At 49.0% G+C, this 14,017-nt stretch carries 19 protein-coding genes; 6 read left to right on the plus strand and 13 right to left on the minus strand.

What is annotated here, in order from left to right:
• Window positions 1–31: 31 nt before the first annotated feature.
• The 5 genes from crp to coaBC are packed head-to-tail and all read right to left on the minus strand — an operon-like array spanning window position 32 to window position 3,223.
• Window positions 32–676 (minus strand): cAMP-activated global transcriptional regulator CRP, encoded by a 645-nt coding sequence (crp, locus tag BN3349_RS00265; protein WP_040975329.1) that lies wholly within the window; start codon window positions 674–676, stop codon window positions 32–34.
• A gap of 27 nt (window positions 677–703) precedes the next feature.
• A complete protein-coding gene (locus tag BN3349_RS00270; RefSeq protein WP_040975330.1) occupies window positions 704–922 on the minus strand; it encodes a YheU family protein in 219 nt (72 codons plus the stop codon).
• A 21-nt stretch (window positions 923–943) separates the two neighbouring features.
• The gene (gene slmA / locus BN3349_RS00275) at window positions 944–1,543 is read right to left on the minus strand and encodes a nucleoid occlusion factor SlmA (RefSeq protein ID WP_040975331.1); all 600 of its coding nucleotides are present in this window, start codon (window positions 1,541–1,543) and stop codon (window positions 944–946) included.
• Complete coding sequence (gene dut / locus BN3349_RS00280) at window positions 1,543–1,998, minus strand: dUTP diphosphatase (RefSeq protein ID WP_040975332.1); 456 nt, start codon at window positions 1,996–1,998, stop codon at window positions 1,543–1,545. Before dut ends, slmA begins: the two co-directional genes overlap by 1 nt.
• Window positions 1,985–3,223 (minus strand): bifunctional phosphopantothenoylcysteine decarboxylase/phosphopantothenate--cysteine ligase CoaBC, encoded by a 1,239-nt coding sequence (gene coaBC, locus BN3349_RS00285; RefSeq protein ID WP_048736599.1) that lies wholly within the window; start codon window positions 3,221–3,223, stop codon window positions 1,985–1,987. The genes dut and coaBC overlap by 14 nt, the downstream gene beginning before the upstream one ends.
• A gap of 160 nt (window positions 3,224–3,383) precedes the next feature.
• Between coaBC and radC the strand changes: the two genes are divergently transcribed.
• The 5 genes from radC to BN3349_RS00310 all read left to right on the plus strand — a co-directional run bounded on the left by radC (window position 3,384) and on the right by BN3349_RS00310 (window position 5,980).
• A complete protein-coding gene (radC, locus tag BN3349_RS00290; protein WP_040975333.1) occupies window positions 3,384–4,043 on the plus strand; it encodes a RadC family protein in 660 nt (219 codons plus the stop codon).
• 225 nt (window positions 4,044–4,268) lie between these two features.
• Window positions 4,269–4,505, plus strand: a complete 237-nt coding sequence (rpmB, locus tag BN3349_RS00295; RefSeq protein ID WP_005599762.1) for a 50S ribosomal protein L28 — start codon at window positions 4,269–4,271, stop codon at window positions 4,503–4,505.
• An 11-nt stretch (window positions 4,506–4,516) separates the two neighbouring features.
• Entirely contained in the window at window positions 4,517–4,687 is a 171-nt protein-coding gene (rpmG, locus tag BN3349_RS00300) for a 50S ribosomal protein L33 (RefSeq protein WP_005544948.1), read from the plus strand.
• 124 nt (window positions 4,688–4,811) lie between these two features.
• Window positions 4,812–5,624, plus strand: coding sequence for a bifunctional DNA-formamidopyrimidine glycosylase/DNA-(apurinic or apyrimidinic site) lyase (gene mutM / locus BN3349_RS00305; protein WP_040975334.1), 813 nt, complete (start codon window positions 4,812–4,814; stop codon window positions 5,622–5,624).
• Between the two features lie 92 nt (window positions 5,625–5,716).
• Window positions 5,717–5,980, plus strand: a complete 264-nt coding sequence (locus BN3349_RS00310; protein WP_040975335.1) for a surface lipoprotein assembly modifier — start codon at window positions 5,717–5,719, stop codon at window positions 5,978–5,980.
• Window positions 5,981–6,004: 24 nt separating this feature from the next.
• Here the strand turns inward: BN3349_RS00310 and folA are convergent, their stop codons facing one another.
• The 3 genes from folA to BN3349_RS00325 are packed head-to-tail and all read right to left on the minus strand — an operon-like array spanning window position 6,005 to window position 7,780.
• Window positions 6,005–6,490, minus strand: coding sequence for a type 3 dihydrofolate reductase (gene folA, locus BN3349_RS00315; RefSeq protein WP_040975336.1), 486 nt, complete (start codon window positions 6,488–6,490; stop codon window positions 6,005–6,007).
• A gap of 32 nt (window positions 6,491–6,522) precedes the next feature.
• The gene (locus BN3349_RS00320; RefSeq protein WP_040975337.1) at window positions 6,523–6,990 is read right to left on the minus strand and encodes a threonine/serine exporter family protein; all 468 of its coding nucleotides are present in this window, start codon (window positions 6,988–6,990) and stop codon (window positions 6,523–6,525) included.
• A gap of 1 nt (window position 6,991) precedes the next feature.
• Window positions 6,992–7,780 carry a threonine/serine exporter family protein gene (locus BN3349_RS00325; protein ID WP_040975338.1) on the minus strand — a complete coding sequence of 263 codons (789 nt, stop codon included), beginning with the start codon at window positions 7,778–7,780 and terminating at the stop codon, window positions 6,992–6,994.
• A gap of 255 nt (window positions 7,781–8,035) precedes the next feature.
• On the opposite strand from BN3349_RS00325, the gene proB reads away from it, so the two are divergent.
• Entirely contained in the window at window positions 8,036–9,148 is a 1,113-nt protein-coding gene (gene proB / locus BN3349_RS00330; RefSeq protein WP_040975615.1) for a glutamate 5-kinase, read from the plus strand.
• Window positions 9,149–9,316: 168 nt separating this feature from the next.
• Here proB and bamJ read toward each other — a convergent pair whose 3' ends face one another.
• The 5 genes from bamJ to oppC form a co-directional block, all read right to left on the minus strand.
• Window positions 9,317–9,949: a BamJ family beta-barrel-assembly machinery protein gene (gene bamJ, locus BN3349_RS00335; RefSeq protein WP_040975339.1), complete on the minus strand. Its 633-nt coding sequence runs from the start codon at window positions 9,947–9,949 to the stop codon at window positions 9,317–9,319.
• Between the two features lie 23 nt (window positions 9,950–9,972).
• Window positions 9,973–10,857, minus strand: a complete 885-nt coding sequence (gene asd / locus BN3349_RS00340) for an archaetidylserine decarboxylase (RefSeq protein ID WP_040975340.1) — start codon at window positions 10,855–10,857, stop codon at window positions 9,973–9,975.
• A gap of 238 nt (window positions 10,858–11,095) precedes the next feature.
• Entirely contained in the window at window positions 11,096–12,085 is a 990-nt protein-coding gene (gene oppF, locus BN3349_RS00345; protein ID WP_040975341.1) for a murein tripeptide/oligopeptide ABC transporter ATP binding protein OppF, read from the minus strand.
• Window positions 12,082–13,074, minus strand: a complete 993-nt coding sequence (locus BN3349_RS00350; protein WP_040975342.1) for an ABC transporter ATP-binding protein — start codon at window positions 13,072–13,074, stop codon at window positions 12,082–12,084. The genes oppF and BN3349_RS00350 overlap by 4 nt, the downstream gene beginning before the upstream one ends.
• A 22-nt stretch (window positions 13,075–13,096) precedes the next feature.
• Window positions 13,097–14,008 (minus strand): oligopeptide ABC transporter permease OppC, encoded by a 912-nt coding sequence (oppC, locus tag BN3349_RS00355; protein WP_040975343.1) that lies wholly within the window; start codon window positions 14,006–14,008, stop codon window positions 13,097–13,099.
• Between the last annotated feature and the right edge of the window lie 9 nt (window positions 14,009–14,017).

Raw genomic sequence — 14,017 nt, forward strand, 5'->3', positions numbered from 1 at the left:
ACCGCACTTTTTACGTTTATCGCCGACCGATTTATCGGGTGCCGTACACCACAATGGTTTTACCGTGAGCAGAAATCAGGTGCTGGTCTTCCAGCATTTTCAAAATACGACCGACGGTTTCCCGCGAGCAACCGACCATTTGTCCGATTTCCTGACGGGTAATTTTAATCTGCATGCCGTCGGGGTGTGTCATGGCTTCCGGCATTTTGGCGAGATTTAACAGAGTTTGTGCAATTCGCCCGGTTACGTCTAAAAATGCCAGATTGCTGACCTGTCTGGAGGTGTTTTGCAGGCGACGGGCAAGTTGGGCGGACAAATACATCAGAATTTCAGGATTTACCTGAATTAACTGACGGAATTTTTTGTAAGAAATTTCCGCAATTTCACAGGAGCTTTTCGCTTTTATCCACGCGGAGCGCGACTGACCTTCTTCAAACAAACCGGCTTCACCAAAGAAATCGCCTTGGCTTAGGTAAGTCAGAATCATTTCTTTGCCGTCCTCATCTTTAACCAACACAGCGACGGAACCCTTAATTAAATAATAAAGGGTTTCCGCTTTCTCGCCGGCATGAATTAAGGTGCTTTTCGACGGATATTTATGAATGTGACAATGTGAAAGAAACCACTCTAAGGTTGGATCCATTGATTGTGTCGTTTGACCTTGCTGTTCTTGCACTGAAGCCCCCGTAATATTGTGTTTCCGTTACTTAAGAAATTCCATTTTATTTTTAATATCAATGGATTCATGTAATTCTGACCAGACAATCACCACTTCGCCCTGACGGATCGCCGTGAGCAGATTCTGCGTTTTCTGTGCCAGAGACAGTTCTTCGGCGCCGTAATCGGTACCTTCGCGCAGCACAAAACTTTCCACGATATTGCGTAAAGTTTGTTCTTCCAGTGTCTGCCAGGGAATAATCATAATGTTACCTAAAAATTCGGATTATGCAAATAGCACTTCGATCAGTTTCCATTGCTGATCAAAACTTTGGTTCGGACTATGGCGAAAGTTGGAACGTACATAGCGCATAAATTGCCCTTCGCAGAACGTCACCAAATATGCGGCGATCGTGCGTTCGTCGGCGGCAAAGGTTTTGCCTTCGCGCAGTTTGCGCATTTGCAGAATATTGACGAACTGTAACTCCAAACGGTCAAAAAATTGTGCCACCCGCGCTTGCAAATGTGCGTTCTCAAACATTAGGGCATGCCCGGTCAGCACGCGGGTTAAGCCCGGATTTTTACGCGCGAAATCCAAAATCATCTGCATAATATCACGTATGCGTTGCATGGTATTGGTTTCGTTTTTAATCGAATGCGTAATGCGGCTGAGCAGGTTGCTTTCGATGTTGTCGATTAACGCCTCGAACATGGCGGTTTTACTCGGAAAATAGCGGTACAGCGCCGCCTCGGACACACCGACTTCCTGCGCCAGACGTGCGGTGGTCATCCGTTCCATGCCCCGTTCCGAATGTAGCATGTGGGTCAGAACCGTGAGAACCTGCTGGCGACGTTCTTTAACGCTGCGTTTGACCGGTTTATCCATTATTGCTTACCTGAATGCCCGAAACCGCCTTCACCGCGTTCGGTTTGGGCAAATTCCTTAACCAGATTAAATTCCGCCTGCACCACCGGCACGAAAACCAACTGCGCAATGCGATCGCCCACTTCAATATTAAACGGCTGAGTGCTGCGATTCCAGACGGAAACCATCAACGGACCTTGATAATCGGAGTCAATCAATCCCACCAAATTGCCCAGCACAATGCCGTGTTTGTGGCCCAAGCCGGAACGTGGCAGAATGACTGCCGCTAAATTCGGATCGGCAATATAAATCGACAATCCGGTCGGAATGAGTTGCGTTTCGCCCGGTTGAATCGTGCGGGGTTCCGGCATCAATGCGCGTAAATCCAAACCGGCAGAGCCTTGGGTGGCGTAAGTCGGCAAGGGGAAGTCCGTTCCTAGGCGCGGATCGAGAATTTTGACATCAATTTTTTTCATAGTGTTCCTTCAAGTTATGTTGTGCCGAGGCGTTAAAATGTTTGAGTATATTGTCTGCCAGCAGCCGCGCCAGCGTTTTCTTGTCGGTAAAAGGAAGTGCGCCGTCGCCTTGGCGCCAGTATAAATGCAACGCATTTTGATCGGCATTGAACCCTTGTCCGTTAGACACATCGTTGGCACAGATCAAATCCAGATTTTTGCGCAACAGCTTGTCTTTGGCATATTGCGCGATGTTCTGGGTTTCCGCGGCAAAACCGACTACAAACGGGCGGTGTTGTGCCAAATGTCCGACATCGGCAATAATGTCGGGATTTTTGATCAGCGTCAGCGACATATCGTCGGCGGATTTCTTGATTTTTTGTGTGGCGACCTCGGCCACGCGATAATCGGCGACGGCCGCGCAACCGATAAAAATGTGATTTTTGACCGCACTTTCCAGCGCAACTTGCCACATTTCCTGGGCGGAAGTGACATCGATGCGTTTAACATTTGCCGGCGTCGCCAGATTGACCGGACCGGCAATCAGGGTGACATTTGCCCCACGCGCGGCAAAGGCTTCGGCAATCGCAAAGCCCATTTTGCCGGAACTGTGATTGCTGATATAGCGCACCGGATCAATAGCTTCGCGGGTCGGTCCGGCGGTAATGGCGACATTCAGACCGGCTAAATCCTGGCGGGCGGCGAGCCGTTCACAAAGTGCGGTATAAATTTCCACCGGTTCTGACATGCGCCCGAATCCTACATCGCCGCAGGCTTGTTCGCCACTGTTCGGCCCTACGGTATGTACGCCGCGTTCGGTCAAGTGACGTAAATTCTGCTGCGTGACCGGCTGGCGGAACATTTGCTGATTCATGGCCGGCGCCAACAAAATCGGTGCGGCGGTAGCAAGGCAGAGCGCGGCAAGCAAATCATTCGCCATTCCCGCGTTGAGACGGGCGATAAAATCCGCGCTTGCCGGCGCGATAACCACCATATCCGCCCATTTTGCCAGCTCAATGTGCCCCATTGCCAGTTCTGCCTGCGGATCCAACAGCGATTGCGCCACCGCGTTGCCGGAAATTGCCTGCAAAGTCAGTGGTGTAACGAACTGTGCCGCGGCGGCAGTCAGCACTACGCGGACCTCGGCGTCGCTTTTGCGCAGCAGACGGATCAGTTCAATGGTTTTATAAGCGGCAATACCGCCGGTAATGCCGACTACAATCCGTTTTCCCTGAAGATGTTGCATTGTTAGCCCTTAATCACAATAAAAAAGTGCGGTTCATTTTACTGTAATTTTTATTAAGAAAAAATTTATTTTGCGATCCGTCGCGCAAAATTAAACCGAAAATCTGTCCGCGCAGCAGGCTTTCCGCCACAGTAAAGCCTTTGCTGCACTTGAGGGAATAATGATGAAGGAATTAATGCCGCGCGAAAAACTGCTGCGTTTTGGTGCCGAGGCATTGGATGATGCAGAATTGCTGGCAATTTTCCTGCGAACCGGAATTAAACATTGTCCGGTGATGCAGTTATCGCACAACGTGTTGGTGCATTTCGGGTCTTTGCGTGGGTTAATCAGTGCCGAGCGACAGCACTTTTGTGCGGTAAAGGGCTTGGGGATTACCCAGTTTATTCAGTTGCGCGCTTGCACCGAAATGACCAAGCGTTATTTATCTCAGCAATTGGAAAGCCAGCATGCCTTTACCACGCCGGCATTGGTGCGCACTTACTTGCAGGCGGAACTGGAACATAAAGAACGGGAAGTGTTTATCGTACTGTTTTTGGATAATCAGCATCGTTTGCTAAAAAAAGAAGAAATGTTTCTAGGCACAATTAACAGCGCCGCGGTTTATCCGCGCGAAATTATCAAGGGCGCATTGGCTTGCAATGCCGCGGCGTTGATTTTGGCGCACAATCATCCTTCCGGCGTGGCGGAACCCAGTGCCTCGGATCGTAAAATTACCGAAACCATTAAGCAGGCGGCGGAATTGGTGGAAATTCGGGTGCTGGATCATTTTGTAATTGGCAAAGGCGGTTATTTTTCCTTTTCCGAAAACGGCTGGATCTGAGATCCTTTTCTGATCTTGCAATGCTTTTGGGCAAATTTTTGCCATTTATTTAACGCAACGGCGTATTTTAACTTGAGAATCATGAATAAAGTGAGTATAATTTGCCACCTTTAATATAGTACGGGTCGGTTATCGCGGCCTGACGAGGTAGCTGTCGAAATCCCATGATTTCGAGGTAATCCGAACCCTAAGCTCGAGCTTATATTTGATTTATTGGAGATTAGTATGTCTAGAGTCTGTCAAGTCACAGGCAAGCGTCCGGCAGTCGGTAACAACCGCTCACACGCGTTGAACGCGACACGTCGTCGTTTTCTACCTAACTTACACACTCACCGTTTCTGGGTTGAGAGTGAAAACCGTTTCGTAACTTTGCGCTTAACGGCGAAAGGTATGCGTATTATTGATAAAAAAGGCATTGATGCAGTGTTAGCTGAAATCCGTGCTCGTGGCGAGAAAATCTAAGGAGCTAAAACATGGCAGCTAAAGGTGCTCGTGAAAAAATCCGTTTAGTTTCAACTGCTGAAACCGGTCATTTCTATACAACGACAAAAAACAAACGCAACATGCCGGAAAAAATGGAAATCAAAAAATTTGATCCGGTTGTACGTAAACACGTTGTGTATAAAGAAGCTAAAATCAAATAATTTAGCTTTCAGCAATTTAAAAAACCCGACGCGTTCGGGTTTTTTATTGTCTGAAAATCGCTGAACAAGCATCTTGGGATGCGTTATAATGCGCTCACTTTTGTTGAATTGAGTAAGAGAAACTATGCCCGAACTTCCAGAAGTTGAAACTGCGCTTAATGGCGTGCGTCCTTATCTCGACGGTTTTGTTATTGAAAAAATTGTTGTACGCCAAGCAAAGCTGCGTTGGCCGGTCAGCCCGCAACTGTTGACGCTTTCCGGGCAAAAAGTCACCGCACTTTCACGCCGTGCCAAATATCTGATTATTCACACCGCGCAAGGCTATATTATCGGGCATCTCGGTATGTCTGGCTCAGTGCGAATTGTGCCGCATAACAGCCCGGTAGATAAACATGATCATCTGGATATTGTCATGAATAACGGCAAACTGCTGCGTTATAACGATCCGCGTCGCTTCGGCGCCTGGTTGTGGACGGAAAAGCTGGCGGATTTTCATTTGTTTTTGAAACTCGGTCCCGAACCGCTCGGCGAAGAATTTAATGGGGATTATCTGTTTAAAAAATCTCGCAAAAAAACGACCGCACTTAAGACCTTTTTAATGGATAACGCCGTGGTTGTTGGCGTCGGCAATATTTATGCCAATGAAACCCTATTTTTGTGTGGCATACATCCGCAAAAGCCCGCCGGAAAATTAACCAAAGCCCAATGCGAATTACTGGCGGATACCATCAAACAGGTGCTGACCACCGCCATTGCGCAAGGCGGCACCACCTTAAAAGATTTCTTACAGCCAGACGGTCGACCGGGATATTTTGCGCAGAAATTGCTAGTTTACGGGCATAAAGATCAGCCTTGTCCAAAGTGCGGTACAAAAATCGAAAGTTTAATTATCGGACAGCGCAACAGCTTTTTCTGTCCGAAATGTCAAAAGAAATAAAATAAAAAAATCAAACAAGAGTAAAATGATATTTATTAACGCTATCATTTCACTGAATTCGTTATTTTTGAAATTCGTTTAGCATTTTAATAATGGTTTATCAAGCACCTTGGTGGGGTGGGCAGCTGACGCTGCGTTATACGGATCGGCATTTTGAGGGCAAACATTATCTGTACGGTTATAAGCGACGGGATAAGGAACATCAGGCGATTGCCTCTCTATGGCATGAAAAAATCAGCTGGAAAGGCATTTTGCCGAAGTTGAATTTAAAATGGCAACATATTGACAGTAATATTCCGGATTTTTATTCACGCACCAATAAAGCCATCTTTATTACACTGGAAAAGCGTTTTTGAGACTGCGGGCAGACGCCCGCAAGACTATTTCTTGCGTGTCAGCACCAGAAATCGACAAGCGTAAGGGTTGTCTTGATCGGCTTGGCGGTATTCTTCCGATTCTATGTGCCAGTCTTGCCAATGTAGCGCGGGGAAGTAGGTATCACCTTCCAGTTCGGCTTGGATTTCGGTCAGATATAATTTATCGGCGTGAGGTAAATATTGCCGAAACAGTTCGCCGCCGCCGATGAGCATAATTTCTGGTGAATCCTGAACAAAATCCACCGCACTTTCAAGGCTGTTTTTCCAGATAACGCCTTCTGTGTGATAAGGCGTGCGGGACAGTACGATATTAATACGCTTTGGCAACGGACGCCCGATGCTTTCAAAGGTTTTGCGCCCCATAATGATTGGTTTGCCCGTGGTATGGCGGCGGAACCAGGCAAGATCCGCCGGTAGGTGCCAAGGCATTTGGTTTTCTTTGCCGATAACGCGGTTGCGGGTCATGGCGACAATTAGGCTTAACGTCATGATGTTTCTCTGTCTGTAATAATGAGCCGTTACTATACCACAGGTTTCTGACGATAGAATAATAATCCCGGCAATGCCAAACCGAAAACAATTGCGCCTAAAATAAAACCAGTTTTAATAAAATAATCGATCATCTGGGTGAACAGCAGATCGGAAAAACCATAGTGATGAATCTGTACGATCGCGATCATTGCTTTATAGGCGTAAACTCCCGGAATCATCGGAATAATCGCCGCGACGGTGAACACTTTAGGATGTGCCAGATAACGGTGCGACAGCTGTACGCCGATAAAACCGATTAAGCTGGCGCCGGCAAAGGTGGCGAATACCGGCGGCATATCGAAATGCACCAGCAACGTGCGCAGTCCGTGACCTAAGGCACCCAGAACCGCGCAGTATTTCAGGGCTTTTGGCGGCACGTTAAACACCAACGCGAAACCAACTGCCGGAATGGCCGCGAAAAACATGTCATCCGCTAAGCGCAATAATAACTCAATCATTTTAACGCCCCCAGCTTGTGATATTTAGTAGACTCAGGGCGAACACAATGCCTAAGCAGGCGCCGAAAGTCAGAATTGTGGCGATAGTCCAGCGCCCCAGTCCCATATTGACGTGTCCTTTCAGAATATCCGCCAGCGAATTGATCAGCGGAAATCCGGGCACCAGCAGCAATACACTGGATGCCAGTGCGATTTGCGGATCATTGCCGAGATCGTATTTTAGCGCCATACCGGCGATAATTGAGGCGACGAACGCGGTAATCGAGAATACGATTAAAGGGTTATAATGGCGCTGAGCGAGGCTTTGGCGCACGTACATGGCGGTGGCCGAAGCGAAAAAGGTAATCAGCGCAATCACCGCATCGCCGCCGGACAAATGGGCGAAGCTGGCACAAGACAGACCTATCATCAGCACTACGAAATAACGCTGATATTTCAGTGGTTTAATACGCGCTAAGCGCTCCCGCACCTGATCAATGCCGTAAACTTTGTGTTCGGCGATAATCACGATACGCTGCACCTCGGTCACCACCTGCATATTAATGCCTTTGTCCGTATTTTTGCGTGCGGTCGTAATACAATGTCCTTGATATAACGTGGTCAGAATAATCGCATTCGGCGTCAGCGCACATTCCACACTGTCCATCCCCAGCGCCAACCCCAAGCGATGCGCCATTTGCACTACCACCGTGCTTTCCGCGCCGTGTTGTAGCAGCATTAAAGCGACCTGAACACACAGCCGAGTGACTTCACGCTGGTGTTCCGCACTTTGTTCGCATTGTGTTTCCATAGTCAAACCTTATCATGATAAACCTGCGCCATATTATATTGCGCTTAATCAAAATAAAATTTGTTCTAAATCATAGGCTACGCCGATAATTTGATGCTATTTACCACAGCCTTTATTTGGCTAAAAAGCGCAATTAATAGGTGCCGTTGGTGGTATTTGAGCCGCTCAAATGGGCAACGTGCGGTGGAAATCAGATGATTTTTTAACGGTTTAATGCTAATTTATGGCGAATTACAATTAACAGGTAATCGCATTATGGAAAATACACACAGCCGCAAAACTATCGTCGTGAAATTCGGCACCAGCACCTTAACGCAAGGAACGCCGAAACTGAACCGCCCACATATGATGGAAATCGTACGCCAGATTACGCAGCTACATCAGACCGGCTTTCGCGTGATTATTGTAACTTCAGGCGCCATGGCAGCGGGGCGGGATTATCTGAATCATCCGTCGCTGCCGCCGACCATCGCCTCAAAACAGTTGCTTGCCGCCGTGGGGCAAAGCCAGCTGATTCAAACTTGGCAACAATTATTCGCCATTTATGATATTCATATCGGACAGATTCTGTTGACCCGTGCAGACATTGAGGATCGCGAACGGTTTTTAAACGCCCGCGACACCCTGCACGCGTTGCTGGATAACCGTATTATTCCGGTGATTAATGAAAACGACGCGGTGGCGACGGCGGAAATTAAAGTCGGCGACAATGATAATCTGTCGGCGCTAGTGGCAATTTTGGCGCAAGCGGAGCAGCTGTATTTGCTGACCGATCAGCAAGGATTGTTCGACAGCGACCCGCGCAGTAATCCGCAGGCGAAATTGATTCCGCTGGTGGACAAAATCACCCCACATATTCGCTCGATTGCCGGCGGCAGCGGAACGAATTTAGGAACCGGCGGTATGTTGACTAAAATTACCGCCGCCGATGTGGCGACGCGCTCCGGCGTGGAAACCATCATCGCGCCGGGCAATCGACCGAATGTGATTACGGATTTGGCTCACGGCAAAGCTGTCGGCACGCGTTTCTGTGCTCAGACCGATCGGCTGGAGAGTCGTAAACAATGGCTGTTTGCCGCGCCGGCGGCAGGCGTGGTGATTATTGATGAGGGCGCCAAAAGTGCGGTGCTGGATCAGCACAAATCCTTATTGCCGGCGGGCATTGTCGCGGTGGAAGGGCGTTTTTCCCGCGGTGAAGTGGTGAAGATCCGCAGCCGTAGCGGTCAGGATATGGCACTGGGCATGCCGCGTTATAACAGCGATGCGTTATCCTTGATCAAGGGGCGGAAATCGCAGGAAATAGAACGGATTCTCGGCTACGAATACGGCTCGGTTGCAGTTCATCGCGACGATATGATTGTATTCTAGGATATTGTTGCAAATCTCACCGCACTTATTGGCGTTGCACGGTGCATGCTGAGCGGAGGATTTGAGCGCCGGTTAATAAAACACCGCCGCATCGGCAGATGGCATAATTTGGAAAGCCAAAAACGAAAAAAGCAGCGCGAGGCTGCTTTTTGGTCAGTTGGATTCGGTTTATAGAATATCCAGCAATTCCACTTCAAAGATTAACGTGCTGAACGGCGGGATTGAGGCGCCTGCACCGCGTTCGCCATAGGCTAAGTGGTGTGGAATGGCTAAACGCCATTTAGAGCCGACGGGCATTAATTGTAATGCTTCGACCCAACCGGCGATAACGCCGCTGACCGGAAATTCTGCCGGTTGACCGCGTTTAACCGAACTGTCAAATACCGTGCCGTCGATTAATGTGCCGGTGTAATGTACGCGTACCTGATCTTGCCGGCTTGGCACCGCACCTTTACCTTCGGTCAGCACTTCATATTGCAAACCACTGTCGGTGATGTTCACGCCGTCTTTTTTCGCATTTTCTGCAAGGAATTGCTTGCCAGCTTCTTCAACCTGTTTGAATTCCGCTTGTGCGGCTTCCGCTGCCTGTTGTTGCAATCGCTGCAATGCTTGGCTGACTTCGTTGAGATCCAGCGCCGGCGCATTGTTGTTCAGTGAATCATAAATACCTTTGGCGACCGCTTCGGCTTTGACGGCAAGTTTGCTTTCCGTCAGTTGCTGACCGATTTGTAATCCGATACCGTAGCTGCCTTTGGCTGACACATCGTCTAATGTTACCTGTTCAAAAAATTGTTTTGTCATTGTTTTTCCTTGTTGATTGAATGTTATTTTTTATACGCCAACACTTCGCCCACGCGTACCGGCACATCAACGTCCAAATTGTCCGCCAGCACGACTTGATCGCGCTGGAACAGATTGATTACTGTTGAACCCAGCTGGAACGCGCCCATTTCCTGCCCTTTGCGCAAACTGAGCGCATTGTCGCCGCTATAAGTCCACGTTTTTACTTCGTCTGCGCGCGGCGGATTAATCACGCCCGCCCAGGCGGTACTGATGCTGGCGGTAATGGTGGCGCCGACCAGAATCTGTACCATACTGCCGAAAGCGGTATCAAACAGGCAGATCACCCGTTCGTTGCGAGCGAACAAATTAGGCACGTGCTGCGCTAAAAACGGATTGACCGAAAATAAATCTCCCGGCACATAAATCATCTTGCGCAATGTGGCGTCGCAAGGTATATGCACGCGGTGATAGTCGCGCGGTGACAGATATGTGGTGACGAATGCGCCGTTTTTAAAGGTCTCGACCAATTCCTGATCTCCTGCCAGTAAATCTTCCAGCCGAAAATAATGACCTTTAGCTTGCAACAGCAGATTATCATCAATATGCCCAAGCTGGCTGATACGCCCGTCGGCGGGCAGGCAAAGTGCGGTCGGATTTTGATCGATTTTACGCGCATCGTCTGCCAGCGGGCGGATAAAAAATTCGTTAAAACTGGCATAATCGGTAAATTTGGTTTTTGCCGCTTCCGCCATGTCGACATGATATTTTTTGGCGAAAAGTTTAATCACAAAATGTGTCAGCGCGCCCCATTCTTGTTTCGCAAACCAGCCTGCCAAGCGGGTTAAATACAGTTGCGGCATGACATATTGAAAGGCGATTTTAACGCGCTGCCAATAGTTCGGTCGTTTGTTTTCAGCGTTGTACATAAATAGTCCCTCAATGAAATTTGAGTTGGGATTATAACAACTTATTTCACTTGTGCAACGACAAGCCGTACGCCTTGCTGTGGTATCCGACGGCAGATGCGAGCATTAGCTTGCAATCCCCGGTGTTTTTGGCAGCGTTATCCGTCCCGCCGCCAGTTTGATTGCATATTTGAAACAGTGGGGAAATGGTCTGTTAAAAACTGTTAAAAAATCGACCGCACTTTTGGGCGCGGCTTTTTTAATCGGCTTTAAAACAGGCAACGAAATGATTGTTTTGCCCTTTTAGCCGCGGTTTTTCGGCAATGCAATGCTGATCCGCCAGCGGACAACGGGTGCGAAACACGCAGCCTGACGGCGGATTAATTGGCGACGGCAGTTCACCTTCAAGCAGTTGAATCTGTTTGTCGCGTTCCAATTTTGGATCGGGAATCGGCACCGCCGACATTAATGCTTTGGTGTAAGGGTGCCGAGTGTGGTGATAAACCTGCTGATAATCGCCCAGTTCCACCGCATTACCCAGATACATCACCAGCACACGATCGGAAATATGCTTGACGACGGCGAGATCATGAGCGATGAAAATCAGGGATAGTCCCATTTCACGTTGTAGGGATTTCAGCAAATTTACCACTTGCGCTTGAATTGAAACGTCTAAGGCAGAGACCGGTTCATCACAGATAATGAGTTTCGGTTCGACAATCAACGCCCGCGCAATGCCGATGCGTTGACATTGTCCGCCGGAAAATTCGTGCGGATAACGGTTAATCAGATTCGGCAATAAACCGACTTTCATCATCATTGCGCGCACTTTTTCTTTTACCTGCGCATGGCTGAGGTGGGGCTGATAAATGTGTAACGGTTCGGCAATAATACTGCCGATAGTCATGCGCGGATTGAGCGAGGCGAGCGGGTCTTGAAAGATCATCTGAATATCGCTGCGCACTTTTTTCCAGTCTTTTTCCGATTGCCGAGTGAGATCGTTGCCCAGCCAGAGAATATTGCCGGCGCTGCTTTTCACCAAGCCGATAATCGCACGCGCCAGTGTAGATTTGCCGCAACCCGATTCGCCGACTACGCCCAGCGTTTCGCCTTGATACAGTTTAAATGACACGTTGTTGACCGCCGTTAAGGTTTGCGGTTTAGCAAACCATGCGGATTTATTGGGCTTGATGCTGAAGTGAACGCTTAATTCGTTGACTTCCAAAATGGCGTGTTGTTCGGTGTTCATACGGCATGACCTCGGAGTAATTGTTCGGCGGGAATAAAACAAGCGCGTAGCCGTTGATCGGGCAGGCGCACTAAGTTTGGTGCTTTACGACATTGTTCCGAGGCATAGGTGCAACGAGGCTGAAACGGACAACCGTCGGGCAAATGCAGTAAATTCGGCGGATTGCCGGGGATGGTGATTAAACTGTCCGCTTGGTTATCCACTCGCGGCACAGCGCCAATTAAGCCGATTGAATAAGGGTGAGTGGGGGTATAAAAAATCTGTTCTGCGCTGCCGTATTCCATGGTGCGACCGGCATACATGACCAACACGTTGTCGCAAATGCTGGCGACCACGCCGAGATCATGGGTGATCATAATAATGGCGGTGTTAAATTCACGTTTCAGTTCGTTCAGTAAGGTCATAATCTGTGCCTGCACGGTGACATCCAACGCAGTAGTCGGTTCGTCGGCAATCAGTAATTTGGGGCGGCAGAGCAGCGCCATGGCGATCATTACGCGCTGGCGCATTCCACCGGAAAACTCATGCGGATACATCGTCATGCGTTTGCGCGCTTCGGGCATTTTCACCGCATCCAGCATGCGCACCGATTCCTCAAAGGCGGTTTTGTGATCCATGCCCTTATGTAGAATCAACACTTCCATCAGCTGTGCGCCGATTTTCATATAAGGGTTCAGGGAGGTCATCGGATCTTGAAAGATCATGGCAATTTGTTCCGCGCGCAGACGATTCAGTTGTGCCTCAGGCAGGTTGAGAATTTCCTGTCCGTTAAAGGTTGCCGAACCGCCGATTCGTCCGTTATCCGCCAATAAGCCCATTAACGCGAAAGCGGTCTGCGATTTGCCCGAGCCGGATTCGCCCACGATACCCAGCGTTTCGCCCGCTTTAAGGGAAAAGGTTAAATTGTTGACCGCCGTGACTTCGCCGTCAGGGGTTTGAAAAGTGACGCGTAAATCCTGCACGTCTAATAATAAAGGTGATGTGGTCATAATTCACTCCAACGGCGTTTGATCAGCGCTCTTTCGGATCAAGCGCGTCGCGTAATCCGTCGCCGATAAAGTTAAAACAAAACAGGGTAATGACTAAAAAGAGTGCCGGAAAAACCAACAGCCAAGGCGCAGCTTCCATCGATTTTGCGCCGTCGTTTAGCAAGCCGCCCCAGCTGCTTAACGGTTCTTGAGTGCCTAAGCCAAGAAAACTTAAAAAAGATTCGAATAAAATCATGCCGGGAACCAGCAACGAGGCATATACCACCACAACGCCCAAGACATTGGGTACGATATGCCGCCAGACGATTTGGCGTGCAGATACGCCGCATACGACGGCAGCCTCAATAAATTCTTTTTGTTTCAAACTCAGGGTTTGCCCGCGCACGATTCTTGCCATATCCAGCCAAGACACCATGCCGATCGCCACAAAAATTAAGAAAATATTGCGCCCGAAAAAGGTCACCAGCAGGATAACGAAAAACATAAAAGGAAAGGAGTTCAGAATTTCCAGAAAACGCATCATCACGGTATCCGTTTTACCGCCGATATAACCCGAGGTGGCGCCGTAAAGGGTGCCGACCAATACCGCGATTAACGCCCCGGCAATGCCGACCAGCAGCGAAATGCGCCCGCCGATAGCCACGCGTACCAATAAATCGCGACCGGAAGAATCGGTCCCGAAGTAGTGCATGCTTTCCCATTCTGGCGCGATAGCAATGGCGCTGAAATCCAGTTCATCGTAGGGATAGGGCATCAGCAGCGGAGCAAAAATCACAAATAGCCCGATAACAAACAGCACGCACAGGCTGGTGAGTGCAGCTTTGTTGTGCAGAAAACGACGGCGCGCATCCTGCCACAGGCTGCGCCCTTCAATGGCTTGTGGCTGTGTCGTGAGCTTTTCCAACAATGCGCTGTCTTTGGATTTGGTTAACATAATCATTCC

It is taken from the genome of Necropsobacter massiliensis, assembly GCF_000827595.2.
Taxonomy (GTDB): domain Bacteria; phylum Pseudomonadota; class Gammaproteobacteria; order Enterobacterales; family Pasteurellaceae; genus Necropsobacter; species Necropsobacter massiliensis.

Coding starts and splice junctions, on each gene's coding strand:
- folA (WP_040975336.1), bottom strand. CDS start 6,490: ATGACGTTAAGCCTAATTGTCGCCATGACCCGCAACCGCGTTATCGGC.
- slmA (WP_040975331.1), bottom strand. CDS start 1,543: ATGGATAAACCGGTCAAACGCAGCGTTAAAGAACGTCGCCAGCAGGTT.
- bamJ (WP_040975339.1), bottom strand. CDS start 9,949: ATGACAAAACAATTTTTTGAACAGGTAACATTAGACGATGTGTCAGCC.
- rpmG (WP_005544948.1), top strand. CDS start 4,517: ATGGCAGCTAAAGGTGCTCGTGAAAAAATCCGTTTAGTTTCAACTGCT.
- oppC (WP_040975343.1), bottom strand. CDS start 14,008: ATGTTAACCAAATCCAAAGACAGCGCATTGTTGGAAAAGCTCACGACA.
- coaBC (WP_048736599.1), bottom strand. CDS start 3,223: ATGCAACATCTTCAGGGAAAACGGATTGTAGTCGGCATTACCGGCGGT.
- BN3349_RS00325 (WP_040975338.1), bottom strand. CDS start 7,780: ATGGAAACACAATGCGAACAAAGTGCGGAACACCAGCGTGAAGTCACT.
- mutM (WP_040975334.1), top strand. CDS start 4,812: ATGCCCGAACTTCCAGAAGTTGAAACTGCGCTTAATGGCGTGCGTCCT.
- rpmB (WP_005599762.1), top strand. CDS start 4,269: ATGTCTAGAGTCTGTCAAGTCACAGGCAAGCGTCCGGCAGTCGGTAAC.
- BN3349_RS00310 (WP_040975335.1), top strand. CDS start 5,717: ATGGTTTATCAAGCACCTTGGTGGGGTGGGCAGCTGACGCTGCGTTAT.
- BN3349_RS00320 (WP_040975337.1), bottom strand. CDS start 6,990: ATGATTGAGTTATTATTGCGCTTAGCGGATGACATGTTTTTCGCGGCC.
- oppF (WP_040975341.1), bottom strand. CDS start 12,085: ATGAACACCGAACAACACGCCATTTTGGAAGTCAACGAATTAAGCGTT.
- BN3349_RS00270 (WP_040975330.1), bottom strand. CDS start 922: ATGATTATTCCCTGGCAGACACTGGAAGAACAAACTTTACGCAATATC.
- radC (WP_040975333.1), top strand. CDS start 3,384: ATGATGAAGGAATTAATGCCGCGCGAAAAACTGCTGCGTTTTGGTGCC.
- asd (WP_040975340.1), bottom strand. CDS start 10,857: ATGTACAACGCTGAAAACAAACGACCGAACTATTGGCAGCGCGTTAAA.
- proB (WP_040975615.1), top strand. CDS start 8,036: ATGGAAAATACACACAGCCGCAAAACTATCGTCGTGAAATTCGGCACC.
- dut (WP_040975332.1), bottom strand. CDS start 1,998: ATGAAAAAAATTGATGTCAAAATTCTCGATCCGCGCCTAGGAACGGAC.
- BN3349_RS00350 (WP_040975342.1), bottom strand. CDS start 13,074: ATGACCACATCACCTTTATTATTAGACGTGCAGGATTTACGCGTCACT.